The sequence below is a fragment of the Paenarthrobacter sp. NPDC090520 genome, from assembly GCF_044769205.1.
Lineage (GTDB): Bacteria > Actinomycetota > Actinomycetes > Actinomycetales > Micrococcaceae > Arthrobacter.
Genome location: NZ_JBIVXM010000025.1, coordinates 1 through 21,756, shown reverse-complemented (window position 1 = coordinate 21,756; position 21,756 = coordinate 1). Strand labels below are relative to the sequence as shown.

19 protein-coding genes and 1 riboswitch are annotated in these 21,756 nt (G+C 64.7%); of the genes, 9 read left to right on the top strand and 10 right to left on the bottom strand.

The window, feature by feature from the left end:
• Positions 1–14 precede the first annotated feature (14 nt).
• On the bottom strand, positions 15–2,138 hold the full coding sequence (locus ACIQTZ_RS21270; protein WP_402983784.1) for a penicillin acylase family protein: 2,124 nt from the start codon (positions 2,136–2,138) through the stop codon (positions 15–17).
• A 101-nt stretch (positions 2,139–2,239) separates the two neighbouring features.
• Here ACIQTZ_RS21270 and ACIQTZ_RS21265 point away from each other — a divergent pair, with 101 nt between their 5' ends.
• The 3 genes from ACIQTZ_RS21265 (at position 2,240) to ACIQTZ_RS21255 (ending at position 5,938) form a co-directional block, all read left to right on the top strand.
• A complete protein-coding gene (locus ACIQTZ_RS21265; RefSeq protein WP_402983782.1) occupies positions 2,240–2,968 on the top strand; it encodes a siderophore-interacting protein in 729 nt (242 codons plus the stop codon).
• A gap of 119 nt (positions 2,969–3,087) precedes the next feature.
• A complete protein-coding gene (locus ACIQTZ_RS21260; RefSeq protein WP_397325706.1) occupies positions 3,088–4,611 on the top strand; it encodes a UDP-N-acetylglucosamine 1-carboxyvinyltransferase in 1,524 nt (507 codons plus the stop codon).
• A gap of 139 nt (positions 4,612–4,750) precedes the next feature.
• On the top strand, positions 4,751–5,938 hold the full coding sequence (locus ACIQTZ_RS21255; protein WP_402983779.1) for a glutamate--cysteine ligase: 1,188 nt from the start codon (positions 4,751–4,753) through the stop codon (positions 5,936–5,938).
• Here ACIQTZ_RS21255 and ACIQTZ_RS21250 read toward each other — a convergent pair.
• Genes ACIQTZ_RS21250 through ACIQTZ_RS21235 form a run of 4 tightly spaced genes read right to left on the bottom strand, consistent with a single transcriptional unit; the run spans position 5,882 to position 8,406 of the window.
• Entirely contained in the window at positions 5,882–6,517 is a 636-nt protein-coding gene (locus ACIQTZ_RS21250; protein WP_402983776.1) for a hypothetical protein, read from the bottom strand. The two genes, ACIQTZ_RS21255 and ACIQTZ_RS21250, sit on opposite strands and share 57 nt — an antisense overlap.
• Positions 6,518–6,527: 10 nt before the next feature.
• Positions 6,528–7,736, bottom strand: coding sequence for an O-succinylhomoserine sulfhydrylase (locus tag ACIQTZ_RS21245; protein ID WP_400337029.1), 1,209 nt, complete (start codon positions 7,734–7,736; stop codon positions 6,528–6,530).
• 2 nt (positions 7,737–7,738) lie between these two features.
• Positions 7,739–8,149, bottom strand: a complete 411-nt coding sequence (locus ACIQTZ_RS21240; protein WP_397325702.1) for a rhodanese-like domain-containing protein — start codon at positions 8,147–8,149, stop codon at positions 7,739–7,741.
• Positions 8,146–8,406 carry a DUF1737 domain-containing protein gene (locus tag ACIQTZ_RS21235; protein ID WP_402983773.1) on the bottom strand — a complete coding sequence of 87 codons (261 nt, stop codon included), beginning with the start codon at positions 8,404–8,406 and terminating at the stop codon, positions 8,146–8,148. The genes ACIQTZ_RS21240 and ACIQTZ_RS21235 overlap by 4 nt, the downstream gene beginning before the upstream one ends.
• Positions 8,407–8,419: 13 nt before the next feature.
• Positions 8,420–8,532, bottom strand: a riboswitch (SAM riboswitch).
• A gap of 175 nt (positions 8,533–8,707) precedes the next feature.
• On the opposite strand from ACIQTZ_RS21235, the gene ACIQTZ_RS21230 reads away from it, so the two are divergent.
• From ACIQTZ_RS21230 to ACIQTZ_RS21215, 4 genes are all read left to right on the top strand, one after another.
• Positions 8,708–10,036, top strand: coding sequence for an NtaA/DmoA family FMN-dependent monooxygenase (locus tag ACIQTZ_RS21230; protein WP_402983770.1), 1,329 nt, complete (start codon positions 8,708–8,710; stop codon positions 10,034–10,036).
• Between the two features lies 1 nt (position 10,037).
• Positions 10,038–11,651 (top strand): aromatic amino acid ammonia-lyase, encoded by a 1,614-nt coding sequence (locus ACIQTZ_RS21225; RefSeq protein WP_402983766.1) that lies wholly within the window; start codon positions 10,038–10,040, stop codon positions 11,649–11,651.
• Positions 11,645–12,709 carry a PLP-dependent cysteine synthase family protein gene (locus tag ACIQTZ_RS21220; protein ID WP_400337021.1) on the top strand — a complete coding sequence of 355 codons (1,065 nt, stop codon included), beginning with the start codon at positions 11,645–11,647 and terminating at the stop codon, positions 12,707–12,709. Before ACIQTZ_RS21225 ends, ACIQTZ_RS21220 begins: the two co-directional genes overlap by 7 nt.
• 133 nt (positions 12,710–12,842) lie before the next feature.
• Positions 12,843–13,325: a carboxymuconolactone decarboxylase family protein gene (locus tag ACIQTZ_RS21215; protein WP_402983763.1), complete on the top strand. Its 483-nt coding sequence runs from the start codon at positions 12,843–12,845 to the stop codon at positions 13,323–13,325.
• Between the two features lie 291 nt (positions 13,326–13,616).
• Here the strand turns inward: ACIQTZ_RS21215 and ACIQTZ_RS21210 are convergent, their stop codons facing one another.
• Positions 13,617–15,098 (bottom strand): amino acid permease, encoded by a 1,482-nt coding sequence (locus tag ACIQTZ_RS21210; RefSeq protein ID WP_402983760.1) that lies wholly within the window; start codon positions 15,096–15,098, stop codon positions 13,617–13,619.
• Positions 15,099–15,336: 238 nt separating this feature from the next.
• Complete coding sequence (locus ACIQTZ_RS21205; RefSeq protein WP_402983757.1) at positions 15,337–16,278, bottom strand: aminodeoxychorismate lyase; 942 nt, start codon at positions 16,276–16,278, stop codon at positions 15,337–15,339.
• A gap of 85 nt (positions 16,279–16,363) precedes the next feature.
• Between ACIQTZ_RS21205 and cls the strand changes: the two genes are divergently transcribed.
• Positions 16,364–17,836 (top strand): cardiolipin synthase, encoded by a 1,473-nt coding sequence (cls, locus tag ACIQTZ_RS21200; RefSeq protein ID WP_400337013.1) that lies wholly within the window; start codon positions 16,364–16,366, stop codon positions 17,834–17,836.
• Between the two features lie 12 nt (positions 17,837–17,848).
• On the opposite strand, the gene pabB is transcribed toward cls, so the two are convergent.
• The 3 genes from pabB to ACIQTZ_RS21185 form a co-directional block, all read right to left on the bottom strand.
• The gene (pabB, locus tag ACIQTZ_RS21195) at positions 17,849–19,948 is read right to left on the bottom strand and encodes an aminodeoxychorismate synthase component I (RefSeq protein ID WP_402983754.1); all 2,100 of its coding nucleotides are present in this window, start codon (positions 19,946–19,948) and stop codon (positions 17,849–17,851) included.
• Positions 19,945–20,493, bottom strand: a complete 549-nt coding sequence (locus ACIQTZ_RS21190) for a low molecular weight protein-tyrosine-phosphatase (RefSeq protein WP_397325691.1) — start codon at positions 20,491–20,493, stop codon at positions 19,945–19,947. Before ACIQTZ_RS21190 ends, pabB begins: the two co-directional genes overlap by 4 nt.
• A 107-nt stretch (positions 20,494–20,600) precedes the next feature.
• The gene (locus ACIQTZ_RS21185) at positions 20,601–21,209 is read right to left on the bottom strand and encodes a TetR/AcrR family transcriptional regulator (RefSeq protein WP_402983751.1); all 609 of its coding nucleotides are present in this window, start codon (positions 21,207–21,209) and stop codon (positions 20,601–20,603) included.
• Positions 21,210–21,308: 99 nt separating this feature from the next.
• Between ACIQTZ_RS21185 and ACIQTZ_RS21180 the strand changes: the two genes are divergently transcribed.
• The gene (locus tag ACIQTZ_RS21180) at positions 21,309–21,605 is read left to right on the top strand and encodes a hypothetical protein (RefSeq protein WP_402983748.1); all 297 of its coding nucleotides are present in this window, start codon (positions 21,309–21,311) and stop codon (positions 21,603–21,605) included.
• Positions 21,606–21,756 lie beyond the last annotated feature (151 nt).

The window sequence follows — 21,756 nt, the reverse complement described above, 5'->3', positions numbered from 1 at the left end:
GGCGAAGCCAAGCGTCAGGCGTCTTTGGCGAGCCGCTCCCAATCCGTGACCACGGGTACCAGTTCCCCGGTGGACCACAGAGGCAACTGGTCGGAGAGGTGTGGATGGTCCGGCTTGCCCGCGGCTCCGAACGGGACAATCCACCGGCTGTTGCTGCGCTGGGACAAGTCCCAGACATAACGGGCAACGGGCCCACGGAAGCTTCGATCCTCCACGCCGGGGAGGCTTTCCGTGCAGAGGACGCACCCTGTGTCTCCACTGAGCCGGGCTTCAGGGGCGGAGCCGGTCCAACGTCCCGGAAGCACGTGGACGGGGAGCAGCTGATGCCTGTCGCCCCACAGTTCGCCGTCCATGAACGACTCTTCCAGGGCCACGTCCTCAAGGGCCGCGGCTGCTTCAACCGGGATGGCAATTCCCAGCTCAGAGCCGCGGGCAACAAGCGTTTCAAGCGCGAAACCCACCCGGGAAGCAGTCGACAACCACGGTCCAAACAGGGAGGAGTGCCCGGTTGGTTCAGCCAGCTTGGCCAACGCCTGATGCCTGGCAATGCGCTGCACCAAGGCACCCCGCCAAGCAGCGAACACCGCAGCCGGATGGCTTTCGGCCTCCATGTGCCCGTCCCAAACAAGCAAGAGGGCGCGCAGCGTGTGGGCCACAGGGGACAGGTCATCAGGGTCCAGGCCGTCCAGGAGATCCCGGAAAAGGGGCCACGGGCCCAGGAGCGTGTCCGAATGGATCGCCTGCATCCGGTCGACGGAGACGGGGCCCCTGGAAGACTCCAGAAGCTCCCGGATCCGCCGGGCCCTGTGTTCCGGGGCGAACTCGAGGGCCACAGCGTCCCCACCCCCGGACGCACGATCGTTGGCACTGACCGCGAACCTGGTGACCTCCGTGCGGGGGAGGGCAACGTACTGGCCATCCCACGCGTGCCGGGCGGACAGCCCTGGCACGGGAAGCCGACGGTTTGCAGGGTTGCGCTGTGGCACCAGACCGGCGACGAAATGCCGCACGGACCCGGCGGAGTCTGCCGTGATCACGCTGTTCACGGGCTCCACCCACGAGTCGAACGCGGCTTCCACCTCGGCCACCTGACGGCTCCGCAGCAGCGGAAGGAGGGCCTCGAAACCCAAGCGCCCCTCAACGTAGGCGGGGAAGCGCAGACTCAGCGCGCCGCCGTCGGGCATTTCCGAGATGACCGGACCGCGGGCGGTCTCCAGGATCTCGACGTGGACCGGACCGGAATCCCGGACCGTGATGGCCTCGGAACTGACGGTCACCGGTTCCCAGCCCTCCGCGCCGCGGGCCAGGACCCGTTCACCGTCCGTCCCGCGGAGCGGCACCCGGCGGAGGTGCTCCTCGAAAAGATCCTGGTAATCGGCCATGGCGTTGGTAATGGCCCATGCGGTGTGGCCGGTGTGTCCGAAGTGCGGAAGCCCGGGAACACCGGGGAAAGCGAAGCCCACGGCATCGAAGTCCGGGCACGCAAGCCTGATCTGCTGGTACACGCCCGGCAGTTCCATGAGCCGGTGCGGGTCGCCCGCAACAAGCGGCAGCCCGCTGTCCGTCAGGGATCCATGTGCCGCCCACGCGTTGCTGCCGGACCACACGGGGGCCTCGATGCTGAACAGGCCCACGGCGTGGTCGCCGAGAGTGCGGGCGACGTGGGCGCGGAAGAGTTTGTTGGGAAACGTGGAGAACAGGATGTGGTGGACCAGGAAAACGCCCAGGGGAGTCCAAGGATTCCAGCGCTCGGGGGAGGCCTTGGCTTCTTCGAATTCCGGGCCGCTGCGTAATCCGTCGGCCAAAGCTTGGTTCACTCCAGCCACGTACTGCCCGCACCAACGCCGCGTGGCTTCATCGAGTCCTTCGAAGCAGCGGCGGGCTGTGTCATCCAGGCGGGCCTGCCGGGCGAAGCGGTCCCACGCCACGGCGTCCTGACCGAGCAGTTCGGCCGTGCGGCCCTCGGAGCGCCACCGTTCCAGCTCGATCTGCCAGGAGCGGTCCGAGGCCGCGTTGTATCCCTGCAGGAAGGCGAGTTCGTCGGCGGAGTCGGCCCACAAGTGCGGGATTCCCCACTCATCGCGGTAGGTTCCGGTGCCGCCTGCCGGGGCGGGGTGGTGCGTCGGGGCAGACGTCATAATCGGGGACTGCTTTCGAGCTTAGGTTAGGCTTACTTAAGTTCAAGATAGGTGCTTGTGCCGGGTTCGCAAAATCGGCGGCGTTCGTGAAGGAGTGTTGCGTGAAGCGCAGTTGGGAAGGCGTAGTCCTCAAAGTCATGGGCGCCAAGGACTTCACGCTGGAAGTCACGGGGAGGGAGGAAATCTCGCCGGATTTCCTGCGCATCCATGTCACGGACGGCGGGTTGCTGATCGACAGCGAACCCCACCCCACCATGTGGATCCGCCTCTGGTTCGACGATGCCGGCAAGGGCCACCAGCGTGCCTACACCTTGGTCAACCCGGATGCCCGCGCCGGGACCTTCAGCATGGACTTCGCCATGCATGATGGCATTGCCGCCGATTGGGCCCGTACTGTCCAGCCGGGAGCCACCATCGACGCTACCGTCCAGGGCAGTGCCTTTGATTTCCCGCCGGCCCCTCGGCACCTCTGGGTCGTGGGTGATCCTGCGTCCATTCCGGCGATCAATTCGCTGCTCGACGCGCGCCCTGCATCCGGCGTCACCGCGCCCGCGACGCTGTGGCTTGAGTATCAGCACGACGCCGACCCCTCGCTTGAGGTGCGTACGTCCGGGGCTGACGTCGTCAGCTGGGTTCCGCGCAAGGGCGATGGCGCGTCCTTGGTTGCCGAAGTTTGCTCGGCGCTCACGCACGATAAGGTCTCGCTTGAGGACGACTTCTTCTGGATCGCGTGCGAAGCCTCCAGTACGCGGGCAATCGTGAAACACCTGCGCAAGGTCCTGGGCGTGGACAAGCGCCGTATCGACGCGTTGGGATATTGGCGGGCCTGATGCTTTGGTGAGTTCCGCCGTCGTGCTTTTATATCGCACAGTTCGGGTACGGTGTGATGTTTGTCCTTGAATCGGCGTTTTGATCGGCACCCATAGATCATTTGTGATATTTCTTGGGTATGACGCAAGCTACGCCAGAACACGTAGGCCTCCTGCTCCGCAACGCCCGCAGCGAAAAGGGCTGGACGCAAGGACAACTCGCTTCTGAGCTGGGAACCAGCCAGAGCGCCATTGCCCGGATGGAACAAGGCAGGCAAAACCTGAGCCTCCGGATGATCGAAAGACTGGAAGCAATCTTTGGCCGGTCCATTGTCAAAGTGGGCCGGCCCCAAATGACGCACCTCCGGGTTGAGGGCGGCCGCACCCTCTCCGGGGAAGTGGACGTCAACAGCAGCAAGAACGCAGGCGTCGCCCTGCTCTGTGCCAGCCTCATCAACCGTGGCACCACCACGCTGCGGCGCCTGGCCCGGATCGAAGAGGTCAACCGCATCGTGGAGGTGCTGACGTCCATCGGCGTCGAATGCACGTGGCTCAACGGCAGCGACCTTCGCATCCGCCGGCCCGAGGTCCTGGATCTTGGCTCGATGGACGTGGACGCTGCCCGTCGCACCCGCAGCGTGATCATGCTCCTCGGCCCGCTCCTGGACGAAACCAGCGAATACCAACTGCCCTACGCCGGCGGTTGCGACCTTGGCACCCGTACCGTGGAACCCCACATGCAGGCACTGCGCGAGTTCGGCCTGACGGTGGAGGCAAAGTCCGGCTTCTACTCCGTGGCCGCTCCTCCCGCTGACGGGCACCACCGCTCCTTCGTGCTGACCGAACGTGGCGATACCGTGACGGAAAACGCGATCATGGCCGCCGCGCACCGCGAGGGCACCACCGTGATCCGCAACGCCAGCCCCAACTACATGGTCCAGGACCTGTGCTTCTACCTGCAGGGATTGGGCGTCGGCATCGAGGGCATCGGCACCACCACGCTGCGGATCACGGGCCGTCCCAGCATTGACGTGGACATCGAGTACTTCCCGTCCGAAGACCCCATCGAGGCCATGTCCCTCATCACCGCCGGCATCGTCACCAACTCCGAGGTGACCATCCGCCGCGTGCCGATCGAGTTCATGGAAATCGAACTCGCCACGCTGGAGCAGATGGGCCAGAAGCTGGAGATCTCCGGCGAGTACAAGGCGCGCAATGGCCGCACCCGCTTGGTGGATGTGACCACCAAGCCTTCGGAACTCCGGGCTCCGCAGGACAAGATCCACCCCATGCCGTTCCCCGGCCTGAACATCGACAACCTCCCGTTCTTCGCCGTGATCGCGGGCAACGCCGAGGGCCAGACCATGATCCACGATTGGGTCTACGAAAACCGGGCCATCTACCTCACAGAGCTCAACAAACTGGGCGCCCAGGTGCAGCTCCTGGATCCGCACCGTATCTACGTCAATGGACCCACCAAGTGGCGCGCAGCGGAAATCGGCTGCCCGCCTGCCCTTCGTCCGGCGGCTTGCCTGCTCCTGGCCATGCTCGCGGCCCGCGGAACCTCCGAGCTCCGGAATATCTACGTGATCGAGCGCGGCTACGAGGATCTGGCCGAGCGTTTGAACACCATTGGAGCGAAAGTGGAGTACTTCCAGGACTAGCTTTGCTGGCGCACCCGTTCGCGCCATTCGCTCCCTTGGCTCGACCCGGCCGCGCCGGTTTCCGCCCGGCGCTCCAGGTCTACCTGGTGCGAACGGCGGGAAGGGGTGCGCGGCCGGAGCGCGGAGCGCAAAATGAAGCATGCGGACATTCGGGGTTGAGGAAGAACTGCTCATCGTCGATCCCGTGACGGGCGAACCGTTGGCCCTCGCGGATGCACTGCTCAATGGTAGCCACCCGCAACAAACAGGTACCGGGCTCAGCTACGAACTCAAGCTCGAGCAGATCGAAACCCAAACACGGCCGTGCCACAGCTACGCAGACCTCCTGCACCAGATCCGGCGCGGCCGGGCCATGGCCAGCGAGGCTGCCCGTAAACACGGTGCCCGCATAGCAGCCCTGGCTACGTCGCCCCTCGCATCCACCACCCACACCACGCCCGATCCCCGCTACGCCGAGATGCTGGAGCGGTTCGGGTTGACGGCCCATGAGCAATTGACGTGCGGCTTCCATGTGCACACCTCGGTTGAGTCGCCGGAGGAGGGCGTGGTGGTGCTGGACCATATCCGGGACAAGCTCGCGGTCCTCACGGCCTTGAGCGCAAACTCTCCCTACTGGCGCGGCCTTCCCACGGGCTTTGACAGCTATCGCATCCAGGCCTGGAACAGATGGCCCACCTCCGGCCCGTCGGCTGTGTTCGGTTCGTTGACGGCCTATCGCCGGATGGTGAGCCGGTTGCTGGACACAGGGGTGCTCCTGGATGAAGGCATGATCTACTTCGATGCACGCATCTCGCGGACCCACCCCACGGTGGAGGTCCGTGTGGCCGATGTCTGCCTTCGGTCAGAGGACGCGGCCCTGATTGCAGTGCTGGTGCGGGCCTTGGTTGAGACGGCTTCCTTGGAAATGCTCGACGGCGTTGAGCCCTCCTCGGTGCCCACGGCGCTGCTGCGCATGGCCAGTTGGCAGGCCAGCAATGTAGGCCTCCGTGGTGACCTGCTGGACTTCGGGGAGTTCCGTCCCGAACCGGCTGCCGAAGTGGTGTGGGCCCTGGTGGACTACCTGAGCCCGGTCCTTGACGATCAAGGAGAGCTGGGCCTGGTCAAAGCCGGGATCGCGGATATCCTGGAGCGCGGCAACGGTGCCCACGAGCAAAGAGAGGCTGTGACGCGGTTCAACCGCAAACACCAGAGCCACCCGGAGAGCCCGCCAACCCCGGAAGCCCTCGCGGCCGCCGTCGGGCATGCCGCCAGGTTGACCATGCGCGGGGCGTCAGCCGACGCCCATCGCGATCCCGCGCCCATCCTCGGCCGGGTCCGGCGGGCCTGACCCGGTCTCGTCATCCCAAGCGATCAAGAAAACCCCCACGAGTCCCTCCGTGAGGTAGAAGACGAACGGCGGAATGTCCTTGGCGGTCAGGAGGATGATGCCGAAGACCGAGGCAGCGCCCGAAGCCGTGAGACCTACCCAGCGCTTGGCCGGCGAACGCAGCAAGCCCGCGCCCAATGCGCCCAGCCCGGCAATGTGTAGCCAGGAATACCCAAGGAACGGTGCGTTGGACCCTCGACGGTAGGCGAAACGCTCAAGGTCCGATGCCCTGCGCGACAGGCTGTAGACAAACAGCGGTGCGCCCGCCAGCAATGCTGCAGCGGACGCACGCGCGAAGGTCTTGGCCGTTCCGCCAGGCAGCGCCCGGGCGAAGGCTGCGAACCCCATCGGCACGGCAGCAGTTCCCGCGGCAGCCAGGTGGTGCCCCATGATCCAGCCCCGCTCGCCACGCATCAGCAGCCGCAAGCGTTCGGCTGGATCCTGTGTGGTGTAGACCTGCGGAACGGGTGAAATCCCCACCAACCACACCACGGAACCCGCGACGATGACAGCCCCCGCCCGGCGGTATGGATGCCTCATGGCATGAAGGTTAGACCTGTTTGAGGGCCTTCTCCAGATCCAGGATGAGATCGTCCACGTCCTCAAGGCCTACGGACAACCGGACCACGCCATCGCTCAACCCGATCGCTGCGCGACCCTCCGGTCCCATGGCGCGATGCGTGGTGGTGGCCGGATGGGTGATGAGGGACTTGGAGTCGCCCAGGTTGTTGGAGATGTCGATGACGCTCAGCCCGTCCAGGAGCGCGAAAGCTGCTTCCTTGGCCGTCCGGCCACCGGACGGCGAGAGCTCGAACGTGAGCACGGTTCCGCCGGCCTTCATCTGCTTGGTGGCGAGCTCGTACTGCGGGTGCGACTTCAGGAGCGGGTACTTGACCCAGCTGATGGCCGGCTGCTGCTCGAGCCACTCGGCGATCTTCAGCGCGGAAGCCGAGCTGTGGTTCACGCGCAGCCCGATGGTTTCGAGGCCCTTGGTGAGCACCCACGCGTTGAACGAGGAAAGGGAGGGGCCGGTGTGGCGCATGAGTTGCTTGACCGGGCCATCGATGAATTCCTTGGTGCCCAGGATCGCCCCGCCCATGACGCGCCCTTGGCCGTCAATGTGCTTGGTGCCGGAGTAGACAATCACGTCCGCGCCCAGGTCGCCACAGCGCTGCAGCAGGGGAGTGGCAAAGACATTGTCGACGACGACTGTCGCCCCCGCGGCGTGGGCCAGTTCGCTGACGGCCTGGATGTCCACGATTTCCTGCATCGGGTTGGACGGGGACTCGAAGAAGACGGCTGTGGTCGGCTCGGACAGGGCAGCACGCCACTGGTCCAGGTCCGGCCCGTCAACGAAAACGGTCTCCACGCCCCAGCGCGGCAGGATCTCGTTGAGGATCACAAAGCAGGAGCCGAACAGTGAGCGGGCGGCAACCACACGGTCACCGGCACCCAGCAAGGCACCCAAGGCAGTGAAGACCGCGGACATGCCGGACGCCGTCGCGAAGCATGCCTCGGTTCCTTCCAGCAGTCTCAGGCGTTCCTGGAAGGTGGCCACAGTCGGGTTGCCGTAGCGGGAGTAGACGAAGCGCTCGTCTTCGCCCGTGAAGGCGCGTTCCGCGGCGGCAGCGGATTCGTAGACGAACCCGGAGTTCAGGAAAACCGGCTCTGCGGTTTCCTGGAAGTTGGTACGGTCAAGGCCACCGCGGACGGCCTGGGTGTCAGGGCTCCAGCCGGCGGCGTCAGGATTGAAAGTCACTTTTAGTCGTTCCCCAGGTTGGTCGGCAGGCCACGGTTCTTCCAGCCGTTGACGGTGCGTTCGCCATAACGGTCGGGTTCGCCCTCAAAGCCTTCAAGGACGTTGTAGGCCGTGAAGCCGGCCTGAGTAGCGGCGATGGCAGCAGCGATGGAGCGCTGGCCGGAACGGCAGATGAAAACGAGTTCCACGCCGTCGCCCTCGGGGGCCTGCTGTTGCAGGTCCTCCAGGAAGCGGGAGTTCGGGATGCCGCCGGCGAGGTTCCACTGGATGAACAGGGGATCGTTCTCCGTGGCCTTGGTGTCCGGAATACCGATGTGGGCCCATTCGCCCTCGGTGCGCACGTCCACCAGGATGGCGCCGTCTTCAAGTTTTGCCCACGCGTCCTGCGGGGTCAGGTCCCCTGCGTAGCTCATGCGTGGCCCTCGAATGCTTCCTCGTAGTTGTCCAACTCGTCCACGGCGCTCGCAACAGCTGCGTCCGCACTGGCTACCGCAGCGGGCAGGATCACGGCCTGCGCCACGATGACGGTTTCGCCGTTGAACGTGGCCGCCGGGCTGCCGTGCAGCACGTAGCCCTCGGCCAAAGCAGCGGAGATCCGTTCGCAGAATTCACGGGTATCAGGACCCGTGATCAGGCGGTAGGAGAGTTTTTCTTCAGTGGGTTCAGGCATTCGTGGTGCTCCTCAGTCACGCTTGCAGTTCGAAGTTCGAAGACGCCGAGTAGTCACCTGAGGCACCCCGCCGCGGGAGAGGGTTGCCGACCAGCAAGTCAGGGCTTAACGCTGGTGCTCATTACTCAAGAAAAACGTAACATCCACGGCCGGGAAGCCGCATTTGGCGACTGCACCGCCGTCGTCATGTTGCGTAACCGGTGCCTCCCCGGGGCGGGCCGAACGGGGTCCAAATGTGACGCCGCGGGAGCATAATTGACGCAGTACGACCCCCTGTAACTTCGCATGAAATCAGGTCGCGGTGAACGGACACAGCAGTTCTACACTCAAGCCCATGCTTCATTTTGGATGGTTCGTGGGCCACGGATTCGGAGTCCAAGGCTGGGGGACGCCCGGCTACGGCCTGGGTTACGACTGGAAGAAACCCGCGCTGTACCAGGAGGCCGTCAGGGCCTTCGAGCGATCCGGGCTGGACCTGTTCATCATCGAGGATTCCCTCACCGTTCCGGATACCTACGGCGGCACCGCCGAGGTGTCCTTGGCCCACGCATCCTTCGCACCGAAGCACGACCCCCTGGCCCTGGTTCCGTACCTGCTCTCGGCCACGCAGCACCTGGGGATTGTTCCGACCGTCAGCGCCTCCTTCTACCCGCCCTTCACCGCGGCGCGGCTCCTCGCCACGCTCCAGCACTTCTCCGAGGGGCAGCTCGGGTGGAACGTCGTCACTTCGGGCAGCGACCTCGCCGCCCAGAACTATGGCCTGGACCAACAGATCGAGCACGACCTGCGGTATGAGAAGGCTGAGGAGTTCGTCGACGTCGTCAGGCGGCTGTGGCGCAGTTGGGAACCTGGCGCTGTGCTTGAGGACGTGGAGGCCGGCAGGTTCGCGGACCACACCAAGGTTCACCCGATCAACCACCAGGGCGACTTCTTCAAGGTTCGTGGACCCCTCAATACGGCCCCGCTACCGGAGGAACCTGTGCTGGTACAGGCCGGGGCCTCGCCCCGCGGCAAGGCGTTCGCGGGCGGAAACGCGGACGTGGCGATCGCTTTGGCGCGCGGGGTGGACGGCATGAAGGCCTACCGCGATTCCATCCGCGAGGAGGCGTCGAAGGCGGGCAGGAACCCCGACGACGTCAAGGTCCTTTTCGTCCTCAAGCCCACCGTGGTGGGGTCCACTGCAGAGGCGGAGGAACTGAGGGCGCAGCGCCGGGAGCTCACACAACGGGATATCGACAGCCAACTCAACTCGATCTCCTACCTCTCGGTGATCGACTTCAAGAAGTTCGACCTCGACGAGCCCCTCCCCACCCTGAGCACCAACAGCAACCAGGGAACACTGGAACACTTCTCCAAGGCAGCCCCTCCAGGGTCCACGTTGCGCCAGATCCTGCAGGCCCGCAGCGGGGGAGCCGGAGACTCGATCATCGGCACCACGGAAGAGATTGCTGATTACCTCGAGGAGACCGGGGAAGCGGTTGGCGGTGATGGCTTCCTCTTCTCCGGGTTTGTGGATCCGGTGACGGTCCACTCCGTGCTGGACAAACTCACCCCGGAGCTTCGGCGCCGCGGGCTGTTGAGGAGCAGTTACGGCAGCGGTGGTTTCCGCCAGAACCTCCTGGACTTCTGACATGGCCCCCGTGCCCAAGGAACTGGTGATCGGGACCGCCGCTGTGCCTCCCGAACGCTTGGCCCACGTCGCCTCTGATCCGGCGTTTCACGTGAAACTCAACCATGATGCGTTGACATTGATGGGCAGGTCGCGGGAGATCGTCGAAGAGACGGCCGCGTCCGGACAACGCGTCTACGGGCTCAACACCCTGCTGGGTTCCGGGCGGGACACTGGCGTGGAGGAGGAGTCCGTCCTCAGTTACCAGGTGCAGGTGGTCCGCTACCACAACAGCGGAGTGGGTCCCTATCTGGACCTTGCCGCCGCCCGCGCCGTCATCCTCACCCGGCTCATCGGTTTCAGCCGCGGCGGTTCCGGCGTCCGTCCCGAAACAGCAGGCTTCTACGCCGAACTCCTGAACCGTGGGGTGCACCCCGCGATCCCGTCCGAGGGCTCGGTGGGTTCTTCCGATCTGACCCAGCTTGCCGCCGTCGCCGCCGTCGCCATCGGTGAAGGTGAAGCTTTCGACGCCGAAGGCACCCTGGTGCCCGGCGCCAAAGCGCTCGCCGACGCCGGCCTGCAGCCCCTCACTCTCGCGGCCGGCGAGGCCCTCCCGCTGGTCAGTGCCAACAGTTACTCCGTGGGTGCCGGGGTGCTCGCCCTGGTTCGGCTGCAGCAGCTGGCCCGGCTTGCCGACGTCGGGCTGGCGTTGTCCCTGGAAACCATCGCAAGGTACGACGGCGGCGGGAACCTCAGTCCCTTTTCGCCGGCAATCCAGGCGGCCAAGGCGGTGGACGGGCAGCGCGAATCGGCTGCCGCCGTCCGTCGGCTTTTGAGTGGCGGGTGGCTGGAAGACGTCCGTCCCGAGGTTTCCGTGCAGGACGCCCTGTCCTTCAGGGCCGCGCCGCAAACACACGGAGCGTTCCGGGCCTTGGTTGCGCAGCTTCGCTCGGCGCTCGAGGTGGAGTTGAACGGCCGCGGCGACAATCCCTTGGTGGACCTTGAGTCCGGACAGATGGTCTCCGGTGGGAACTTCCAGCCGATGCAGCTTGCCTTGTCCTTCGAAGGCCTTCGCCTGGCCTTGGCACATGTGGGGATCTCCAGCGAACGCCGGATCGCCAAGCTGTATCCGCCGCAGCGTGCCATCCGGGCCAAGCACCTGGCTGCCGCGGCCGCCGGTTCCGGCCTGGCACAGGAGGAGCTTCCCGGTTTGCTGTGGTACTCCGCGGCCGGTCTGCTGGCCGAACTCAAGTTCCTCGCGGCTCCGGCCACGCTTGGAGCGCCAACCTTGTCCGCCGACGTCGAAGACCATTCGACCCTGGCGCCACTTGCCCTGCAGCAACTCGAAAAGTCCCTGGCCGCCTTGGAGAAACTGCTGGCCATTGAAGCCCTGACGGCGTCATACCTGCTGCTCGAAGCGGGAGCCGCGCAACCGCTCGGGAAGGGGACTGCCGCCGTCGTGGGTCGCATGGCCGATGTGCTGGCGGAGCGGCCCTCGGCGCCTGAACTCGTTGAACGGGCACGGCGTGCGCTGCGCGAAGCAGTGGCGGAAGTACGGGTGGGGCAGGGAGATGAACGGACAAGCAGCGACCTTGACACAGGCGTTGCCCTGGCGGACGGAGGCGAATCATGGTGACCACGGCAGCCCGCAGGCACGGGGTGCATGCTGCAATGGGCGTGCCCGACGGGCTCGATACCTCCGTATTGGACAAGGTGGGAAATACCCCGTTGGTGAAGTTGGAAAACCTCGGCAGGGGCCTGGGCAGCAGCATTCACGTCAAGCTTGAGTCGGAGAACCCGGGCGGGTCCATCAAGGACCGCACCGCGCTGAGCATGGTCAGGGCGGCCGAGAGATCCGGTGAGCTGCGGCCCGGGGCGACCATTGTGGAGAGCACGTCCGGCAACACGGGGATTGGCCTTGCGTTGATCGGACACCTGACCGGCCATCCGGTGGTGGTGGTTACCGGGGACACTATTTCCGAGGAGAAACTCGCCGCGCTGCACAACTATGGCGCCCGCGTGATCCTGACTGACTGGAACGCGCCCTCGGAATCGCCGGAAAATGCCAGGGCAGTGGCCGCCCGGATCACGGCCGAGACCCCCGGTGCGTGGCGGCCCATGCAGTTCGACAACCCGGCCAACCCTCTGGCGCATTACCAAACCACCGGGCCGGAGATCTGGGAACAAACCGGTGGGCTGATCACACACTTCGTTGCGGGCATCGGGACCGGCGGGACCATCAGCGGCAACGGGCGTTACCTGAAGGAACAAGCAGCGGCCCTCCGCCCGGGCGGCCACGTTGAAGTGGTGGGCGCCGATCCCTACGGCTCCGCCTACAGTGGCGGGCACCCCGGAGAGATCCTGGTTGACGGCGTGGGCAACTCCTGGCCGCAATCGGAGTGGCCCAAAGCCTTCGACCGCTCCATCGTGGACCGCTTCCTGCGCATCCCCAACGACGAGGTGTACACCGTGGTCCACCGGCTCCTCGACGAGGAAGGACTGTCCTTGGGGCCGTCGTCCGGGCTCACCGTGGCTGCCGCTTTGCGGGTGGCCCGCGCGGCGCCGCACGGCTCCGTGGTGGTGGCCATAGCCCCCGACGCCGGCACGAACTACCTGAGCAAGGCCTTCAACCCGTCGTGGCTGGCCGAGAACCATATCCGCCTCGCCGCCGACACCCCCGACCCCCGCAACTAGGACCCTCTCTCACCGAATCCCCCTTTTTCGCCGACGCTCTCTCACCTAACCGCCCGTTCCTGCGGACGCTCTCTCACCTCCCGCCCGGTTTTCGCCGACGCTCTCTCACTGGCCTGTGCATTAAGCTCCAAATATGCCCGAACAGGAAACAACGCCGCGCCTTGCCGGTTATCTGGACAAGCTACAACCCGAGCTCTACGCGACGCTCACCCACTACTCCCAGCAGTTGGTTGACGAAGCCGACCGCATCGGCATCCCGCGCCGAACTTTGGAGCTCATCAATTACCTGTGTTCGCAGATCAACGGCTGTGCATTCTGCCTGGACCTGCATCATCGTCGGGCTTTGAAGTACGGCGAAACAGAACAGCGGCTGTCCTTGGTGGCCGTGTACAGGGAAGTCCCACTGTTCGAGCCCTCCGAGGTTGTGGCCATGAAGATGGCCGAGCAGATTACCCGGATGAGCTCATCCCGGCCCAGCGCTGAGCTGTTCGCAGAGGCGCGTGGGCACTATTCGGAAGAGCAGATCAGCGTCATCTGCATGGCGGCAATTGGTATCAACGCCTTCAACCGTCTATCTATCCTGAGCGAGCACCCCGTCAGGGCGGCCAAGAAGTAAGGGCCGGGCCTGAGGGGTGTACCGCCACGACCTTCTTTGAGCGCCGACCGCGCCTGAAAGCCAAGGTTTCCCGGCGTGTTGGGCATTTTCAGCAGCAAAGTGGGTCGTGGCGGTACACCCCCCGAGGCGTCGTGAGCTTACTTCACACAGGATCAGCCCCTGGGCAACCTGGAACGGTTGCACAGGGGCTGCTTCGCAGCGATGGAAGCCCAGGCTCGCAGAGCTTGGTTTAGGCCGGGAAGGTTGGGAGCCTGCTGGGTCCTTTCCGCAGCCTGAAGGTCAGGGGCCCAGTTAGTCCTTCGCCGCAGCCTCCAGGTCCTTCTCCGTACCCACCAGGGCGAGCTGCCGCCGTCGTCCGTACTTGAAGTAGAAGAAGCCGTAACAGGCACCCACAAAGGGGACACCGAACAGCAGGGCGGCCACCTGGTTGGGGTCGAACGCGATGCCGACCAACGAGACAACGCAGAGGGCGAAGGCCACGATCGGCACCAGCGGGAACAACGGTGCCCGGTACGCGAGGGTTGAAGGGTCGCCTCCGTTTCGGACAAACGTGCGCCGGTACATGAAGTGTGATGCCACGATCGACATCCATACACCTACAGTGGCGAAGCCGGCGATGGACACCAGCACCAAGTACACCGTTGCGGGAGCCACGATGCTGCTGATCAGGGATGCCAGGCCACCGAGCATGCTCACACAGAGTGCCACGAGCGGGATGCCACGCTTGGTCAGTTTCCGGAACGCCTTGGGTGCGTGGCCTTCGTCGGCCAGGGAGAACAGCATCCGGGCGCAGGAGAAGAGTCCACAGTTGCCCGCCGACAACAACGCCGTGATGATAACGAAGTTCATGATGTCGGCGGCAAACGGAATGCCCAGCATGGAGAAGACTGTGACGAATGGGCTCTCGTCCACGCTGACTTTCTCGTAGGGGATGGTGGCGGCGATGACGGTGATGGCGCCGACGAAGAAGATCAGGAGCCGGATGACTGTGGTGCGCATGGCTTTGGGAATGTTCTTGGCGGGGTCGGCCGTTTCGCCGGCAGCGACGCCGATCAGTTCCGAGCCAGAGAAGGCGTAGAACACTGCGAGGCACGTGACGAAAACGCCGGTGAAACCGTTGGGGAACAACCCCTGGTCCGTGGAGAAGTTCTCGGTCAGGGACGGATAGCCGCCGGTGGCCATCGGGTGGAAACCAAACAGGGCGGCACCGCCCAGGATGATCAGGCCGACGACGGCGGCAACCTTGATCAGCGCGAACCAGAACTCCGATTCGCCAAAGACACGCGATGAGATGGCATTCAGGGTGAAGAGCACGGTAGCGAAGACGAAGCACCAGATCCAGACGTCGACGCCGGAGAACCAGCGTTGCATCAGGAGTCCGGCGGCAGTGAATTCGGAACCGAGGGCGACGGCCCAGCAAAGCCAGTAGAGCCACGCCGTGGCAAAACCGGTGGCCGGCCCTATGGTCCGGGCGGCGTAGATGTGGAAGGCACCGGAGACGGGGAACGCAACGGCGAGTTCCCCGAGGCAGGCCATCACAAGGTAGACCACCAAGGCGCCAACGAGGAACGCGATCACGGCTCCCAGCGGTCCGGCGGTGGCGATGGTGTAACCGGAACTGACGAACAGGCCTGAACCGATGACGCCTCCCATGGCAATCATCACCAGGTGCCGGGCCTCCATGGACCGGCGGAGGCCTGCGGTGGAGGCGCCTTGTTCCGAGGACACCTCGGTTGCCGATGTTTCGGCTTGTGTGGGGGAGCTGAGTCCCATGTTCCCTCCGGGAAGTTGGACGGCAAAGTCTGAAGGCAGCGCCAGTTGGGAGTGACCCAACTAACACGAGAACAAGGTTCATCACACGGGGAGGGCCTGGTTCAAGGAGGATAAGGAACCCGAATGAACGCATGCGGCAGCCATTGCCGAGCATAAGAGTTCCTCATCAAAAGGTAACGCGAGCGATTACTTTACTTGCTGCCTGCTAGGTTCCAAGCGGGCAGTCTTCACCCACGGCCTACTCGATGCCGGCGAACAACTCGTTGAGCTCGGCCGTCAGCTGTTTCCGGATGGCCGGAGAGCCGATCTCCTTGCCGTTGATGTGGTTCACGGGTGCGATCAGCCGGATGCTGGAAATCAGCCACACGGCGTCGGCGTCGAACAAATCCTCCGGCACCAGCGGCCCGTACCCGAGCTCCCAGCCGGCAGCTTTGGCCGCCGCGAATAGCGCGCCCTGCGACGTGCCCGGGAGGATGCCGCTGTCCAGTTGCGGCGTGATCAGGCGACGGACCGTGCGGGCTGAACCGTCGCCGTCGTCGATCGTCTCCACATGGGCCAGCAGAACAGTTGACGTCGGCCCTTCAAGGACACGGCCGTCCGTGGAGGTGAAGATGGCGTCGTCCGCACCCTGTTTGTGGGCGTAACGGAGGGCGGCCATATTCACGGCATACGAGAGCGTCTTGGCGCCCAACAGCAGCCAGGGCGCGCGCTCGCCGGCTTCGGTGTCGAAGCCGCGGTCAAGAAGAACGACGTCGATACCCGTCTCGCGCTGCCGGCGGCTGCCCGCGGGTGAGGGCGAAGCCTGGACCCAGCAGGTGGGGCTCGTGGCACCTTCCACACCCCGGGTGACCAGCAGCTTGACGACTACCTCGTCCTCTTCCGGCGTTGGTGCGGGGTGCGTGGAACGGAACTCGGTGATTGCGGTCCCGATGGCCTTGCGCCACGATTCCTGGTCAGGAAGGGCCAAGTCCAGGGCGGCTGCGGAACTGCCCAGGCGGTTCAGGTGTGCCTGGACTTTGCGCGGACGGCCCTGGACGGCAAGAAGCGATTCGAAGACTCCATCGCCACGGGTGGCGCCCAGGTCCGTAGCCATGAGCTGGGGCTGGCTGGAATCGGCAACGCGGCCGTTTTCGAAAGCGGGATCAAGGAAAACGAGGACCGTCGGCGCTGGAGAAGTCATGTTCCCAGCTTAGTGGCGCCGTCCCGCGCGGGCGGGCGGATAGGCTGTGGTCAACGTTGGTTGTTGGACCGTGGGGGTTTCTCGAGTGCTTTTTCCGTTTCCGCTTGGCCCTGAGTGGACGTGGCTTCTGGGTGTGTGGGCCATCGCGGAAGTTATCATGCGCATCGTCCTGCTGGGCATCATCCCGGGCAACCGGCGCCCAACAACGGCCATGGCCTGGCTCCTTGCGGTCTTTTTGGTTCCATCTGTGGGCTTTGTCCTCTTCCTGCTGTTCGGCAACTTCAAGTTGTCCAAGCGCAGGCGGGAACAACAGGAAGCCGTCAACCACCGGGTACGTTCGGTCACCTCGGAGCTGGCCGACCCGGCCAGCATGTATTCCGGCCCGGAATGGGTAAAGTCTGCCAGCGAACTGAATCATCGGCTCGGCTCGTTGCCCATGGTGGACGGCAACAAAGTGGAGCTCATTCCCGGCTACCAGGAATCCATCAAGGCGATGACCGAGGCCATCAAAGGTGCCACGAGCTACGTCAACGCCGAGTTCTACATCATGAGCAGCGACTTCGTGACGGACGGCCTCCTCACGGAACTGGAAAAGGCCGCAGAACGGGGCGTTACGGTCAGGCTGCTCTTCGACCACATCGGCACGCTCCGGATCAAGGGGTACCGCCGCCTGGTACGAAGGCTCAAGGCCAGCAAGATCCAGTGGAAGCCCATGCTGCCACTGCTGCCCATCCACGGCCAGTGGCGCCGGCCGGACCTGCGTAACCACCGCAAGATCCTGGTGATCGATGGTGTCCTCGCGTTCAGCGGATCCCAGAACCTGATTGAGCCGTCCTACAACAACCCCAAGCACCGCAAGGCCGGACGGAAATGGGTGGAGCTCATGGCCCGCCTCGAAGGACCGATCGTCCCAACGCTCAATGTCGTTTTCGCAACGGACTGGCTCAGCGAAACCGACGAGTCGTTGGAGGACCAGTTGCGGTTGCCCACAGAGCCCAACCCCGGGCACGTCACGGCACAGGTGATTCCGAGTGGGCCCGGGTTCTCAACGGAGAACAACCTGCGCCTGTTCAACACCCTGATCTACTCGGCACAGCACCGAATTTCCATCTGCAGCCCCTACTTCGTGCCGGACGATTCCCTGCTCTACGCGATCACGACGGCTGCGCAGCGCGGAGTGGACGTGGAATTGTTCGTGTCCGAGAAGGGCGATCAGTTCCTGGTCCACCATGCCCAGCGCTCCTACTACGAGGCGCTCCTGGACGCCGGGGTCCGGATCTACCTGTATCGTGCCCCGTACGTCCTCCACGCCAAGCACTTCACCATCGACGACGAGGTGTCCGTCCTGGGTTCCAGCAACATGGACATGCGCTCCTTCTCCTTGAACATGGAGGTTTCAGTGATGCTCCTGGGCTCCGAAACCGTGGACCTCATGCGGGCCGTGGAATCCACGTATCGCGAGGTGTCCCGTGAGCTTACCCTCGAGGATTGGGTGCACAGGCCCCCGCTGGCCAAGTATGTGGATAACGTGGCAAGGCTGACCGCGACCCTGCAGTAGCCCGGTATCCCGCTAGGAGGGGAAGTCGGCACCCAAGGTTGACAGCACGCCAAACGCCTTGGTCCGGATTTCCTCGTACTCGTCGTCCGGGGTGGAATCGGCCGTGATGGCCCCGCCAACCCCCAGGCTCAGCGTGCGTCCGCCACCGCCGTCGCGGTTGACCACCAAGGTGCGGATCACCACCGCGAGGTCCGTCGCGGCGTTCATCGAGAAATAGCCCACGGCACCCGAGTAGACCCCGCGTGGGCCGGCCTCCAAGCGATCGAGGATATCCATGGTGCTGATCTTCGGAGCACCCGTCATGGAACCGGCGGGGAACGCGGCGGCCACGGCTTCGGCGCGTGGAGCGCCGGGCCTCAGCTGGGCGTCGATGGTGCTGACCATCTGGTGCACGGTGGCGTAGCTTTCGATCGCGCAGAGCCGGCTCACCGTCACGGAACCCGGGACTGCGTAGTGGCTGAGGTCGTTTCGCAGCAGGTCCACGATCATGATGTTCTCGGCCCGGTCCTTCAGCGAGGCTTCCAACTCGTGCCGCAAACGGATGTCTTCGCCGTCATCGGTGGACCGGCGCCGGGTGCCCTTGATCGGTTCGGCGCGCATGCCGCCGTCGGACAGGATCCGCAGGAAGCGTTCGGGAGAGGTGCTGGCAATCGCCAGGCTGCCGAACCGCAGGAAGCTGGCGAACGGTGCCGGGTTCCGGCGCCGCAATGCCAGGTAGGCCTGCCACGGATCCAGCTCTCCCGCCGACGCCTCAAGCGTGGTGGTGAGGCAGATTTCGTACGAGTTGCCCTCGCCTATTTCATGCTGGGCTTCGACGATCTTGCGCTTGTAGTCGGTGGCGGAGTCGCGGCACTCGAACGCAGAAACCACGACGGCGGCCTGTCCGCCTGGCGCTATCGGGACGCCGGCCGCACGCCGTCCGTGGCCTGGATGGACCGTGGCTGGATGCACACCCCCGCCGTGTCCTGATGAAGCAGCCGCGACGGCGGTGCGGGCCGCGCTGAACCAGGCATCGGCGTCGGGCGCGTCCAGGGCGAGCAGCCATACGGTGTGCTCCCGGTGATCCAGGACCACGGCGCGTCCGGCGAAGAGCAGAGCAGCGTCAGGAGTGTCTGAGCGGACATCGTTTCCGCCCGATTCCCGTTTAAGTTCGTAGCCGAGGTAGCCGAGCCAGCCGAGTGTGAACTGGCAGTCGTAGCCCTCGGGGGACCGCACAGCGCGGCGGCCCCAGACCGTATCCAGCCAGCGGAAGAACGGGCCGGAGGTGCGGACTGTCGCCGAACGGGCCGTCACCAAAGTAGTCCCGGATTGGTGCTGCACCGACTGGCCGAAGGTCCCGCCGTCGTCCGCGAGGATGCTGAAGCGGCTGCGTGAGGCGGCCTGCGTTCCACCGGTGATGGCCGTCGCCGCGTTGGAGGAGTCCAGCCAGACGGCGTTGTCCGAGGAACCGTACAACTCGTGGAACAGCGCCTCGGCATCAGGGGAGGCCGGGATCATCTCTGATCGGAGCTGGAGGCCGCGCCGGGCGCTCAGCTCCGGTGAAAGGAGGCGGGCCAGCGGTGAAAGGTATGTCATGGCCTGCAGGACGTCGGTGGGTGCGCTGCCGTCGGCAGAGTTCTGCACGCGGATGTCTGCGGCCTCGGCCACGGGATCGGCGGTGAGCCAGGCGTCTTCCTGCGCGGCCCACGTGTCCCAGAATGGCTCGTAGGTGCCGCCGTCCCGGTCCAACGCCCGACGACGGCGGTCCTCACCCGGCGATTCCACCCACACGACGGCGTCCAGCATGGGCCTGGCGGCTTCGGCGGCCGCCCCGACGCCCTCCACAATGACGATTTCCGCGGGCAGGGTGACCTGCGCCCGACCGTCCGCGTGGTTTTCCCAGTCCCAGCTGACCCATTCGGCGGCCTGTCCGTCACGGAGCGGCACAAGGACGGTGTCCACATAACGTTCGATGCCCGTTGCCAGCCCGTTCCATCCCGGGTAGATGTCTTCGAGGTGGAACAGGGATACCTTGTGGTGCTCCCGAAGGCGTGCGGCCAACTCGACGGCGAGCGTTGTTTTGCCTGCGCCGGACCGCCCGTCGACAGCAATGATCACGGGTGCAGGGGTCATGACATAGAGGTTACCTGCTGGTGCTCGCTTCCTTGGTTGGCCAGCGCCGCCTTGACATGGCGCACGATTCCGGGCAGCGCGCCCTTGATGAGCGTCCATGTGTTGTCGAAGTCGGTATGGCCGCCGTACCAGGGGTCCTCAATGCCCAAATCGAGGGAACTCCGGCCTGCCATGAGGGGGTCGAAGCTGCGCAACATCCGCACCCTTTCCAGCGACTCGTGGTCCGGTGCGCCTTCCTGGAGCCAGCCGAAATGGTCAACGTCCAGCGCAAGGATGAGATCGCGTTCGGAGAACCATTCGCGCCGCCATTCCCTGGCAACATGGTCCTCGGAGGCTATGTGTTGGGCTGCCAGGACGCGGGCTGCGCGGGGGTCGATGGGGTGTCCCACCTCGTACCCTGTGGTGCCTGCGGAGTCCACTTCAACCAGGTCGCCGAGCCCTTCCGCTTCGAAGGCTTCGGCCAGCATGAGTGCTGCCATGGGTGAGCGGCAGATGTTTCCGGTGCAGACCGTAATGATGCGGTATGGGCTCGTCGTTGAGTACATGGTGCAAGCATGATTCATGGAACCCCTGCTTGGCTAGTGGGTTAGTCCACACGAAAGTCATTTTCAGTGACTGGTCTGTCATACGGGGTGACAAGTGGTAGTGGACCCTAGGAAACCGGGGTACTCTCCGCTGCTTCGGCGGCAAGCGCGGAGGCAGCCAGGTAGACGGTCCGTACGACGGCGGAACGCCGCTTCTGCGCCCTGCCCGGCTCATCGCCAGCCATCAGGCCGTCCAGCGCGGGCAATACGGGGGCGGAGTCGCAGAGGCTCACGATGGTGATGAGGAGGTCTCCGGCATCCTCCCTTGAGACCCCCGGGAGGGCGGCGATGGTGCTGTTCACTTTGGAAGCGCAGTTGGCCATCCGCTTGGGCAGTCCCACCACCTCGGTTCCCCGTTCGAGGCCCTCCCAGAACAGGAGCCGTGGAGCGGTGGCGTCCTTTTGGTGATGGTCGAAGAGTCGCCCGGCATAGTCGGCCATCGCCTCGGGACCCGCGCCTTCGATGGGGACCTCGTCCATCAGCGTGCTCAGGGCGTTGACGATGACGGCGTCGAAGAGGGCGTTCTTGTTGCCGAAGTACTGGTAGATCCGCTCCTTGTTGACCCCGGCCTCGGAGGCGATCCGGTCAATGCGCGCACCCGCCAAACCGCGGGCGCAGAACTCTGACGTTGCCGCCTCCAGCAATAGTCCCTTGGTCCGCTCTGTGTCCCACGCCATAGGGTCATATTACCAGTTTCCAACCAAGTGGTTGTAATTGCTTGGAGGCCCGGTTATGGTAGTCCCAAGCCAATTGCAACTATCTGGTTGGAGAATCCGATGACCGCCCCTGCCTCACCCGAAACCACTGCCGTACCCGCCGCGCCGGCCCGTCCTCCGATGCCCTCGATCCACACCCGAGCCCTCATCACGTGGCTCGCGATCTTCCCGCTGGTTTCGATCGGCATGCTCGCCCTTGGCCCGATCATGGAACCATGGCACCCCGTGTTCCGCGCCCTGCTGTTGACGGCGCTCGTGGTCCCGCTGGCCGTGTATGTGGTGGTCCCGCGACTCATGGCAGGCCACGGGCACCTTTCCCGCAAAGCCGTGGAACGCGCAGCCCGCAAGTCCGCTTAACCCTGCGCCAACTTAACCCAACTGGGTCGCATTTAAGCGCGTTTTGAGGGGGTGGGGGGTCTGTCCGATATACGGTGTGTGGGTTCCGGCGGTTTTCATTAGTTGGTGGTTCTTTCGAACCGTCCGGCGAACGTGATGGCGAACGCGTTGA

Coding starts and splice junctions, on each gene's coding strand:
- ACIQTZ_RS21255 (WP_402983779.1), top strand. CDS start 4,751: ATGCGGACATTCGGGGTTGAGGAAGAACTGCTCATCGTCGATCCCGTG.
- ACIQTZ_RS21185 (WP_402983751.1), bottom strand. CDS start 21,209: ATGGCGTGGGACACAGAGCGGACCAAGGGACTATTGCTGGAGGCGGCA.
- ACIQTZ_RS21210 (WP_402983760.1), bottom strand. CDS start 15,098: ATGGGACTCAGCTCCCCCACACAAGCCGAAACATCGGCAACCGAGGTG.
- ACIQTZ_RS21250 (WP_402983776.1), bottom strand. CDS start 6,517: ATGAGGCATCCATACCGCCGGGCGGGGGCTGTCATCGTCGCGGGTTCC.
- ACIQTZ_RS21220 (WP_400337021.1), top strand. CDS start 11,645: ATGGTGACCACGGCAGCCCGCAGGCACGGGGTGCATGCTGCAATGGGC.
- ACIQTZ_RS21225 (WP_402983766.1), top strand. CDS start 10,038: ATGGCCCCCGTGCCCAAGGAACTGGTGATCGGGACCGCCGCTGTGCCT.
- ACIQTZ_RS21215 (WP_402983763.1), top strand. CDS start 12,843: ATGCCCGAACAGGAAACAACGCCGCGCCTTGCCGGTTATCTGGACAAG.
- ACIQTZ_RS21240 (WP_397325702.1), bottom strand. CDS start 8,149: ATGAGCTACGCAGGGGACCTGACCCCGCAGGACGCGTGGGCAAAACTT.
- pabB (WP_402983754.1), bottom strand. CDS start 19,948: ATGACCCCTGCACCCGTGATCATTGCTGTCGACGGGCGGTCCGGCGCA.
- ACIQTZ_RS21260 (WP_397325706.1), top strand. CDS start 3,088: ATGACGCAAGCTACGCCAGAACACGTAGGCCTCCTGCTCCGCAACGCC.
- ACIQTZ_RS21205 (WP_402983757.1), bottom strand. CDS start 16,278: ATGACTTCTCCAGCGCCGACGGTCCTCGTTTTCCTTGATCCCGCTTTC.
- ACIQTZ_RS21235 (WP_402983773.1), bottom strand. CDS start 8,406: ATGCCTGAACCCACTGAAGAAAAACTCTCCTACCGCCTGATCACGGGT.
- ACIQTZ_RS21270 (WP_402983784.1), bottom strand. CDS start 2,138: ATGACGTCTGCCCCGACGCACCACCCCGCCCCGGCAGGCGGCACCGGA.
- ACIQTZ_RS21190 (WP_397325691.1), bottom strand. CDS start 20,493: ATGTACTCAACGACGAGCCCATACCGCATCATTACGGTCTGCACCGGA.
- ACIQTZ_RS21180 (WP_402983748.1), top strand. CDS start 21,309: ATGACCGCCCCTGCCTCACCCGAAACCACTGCCGTACCCGCCGCGCCG.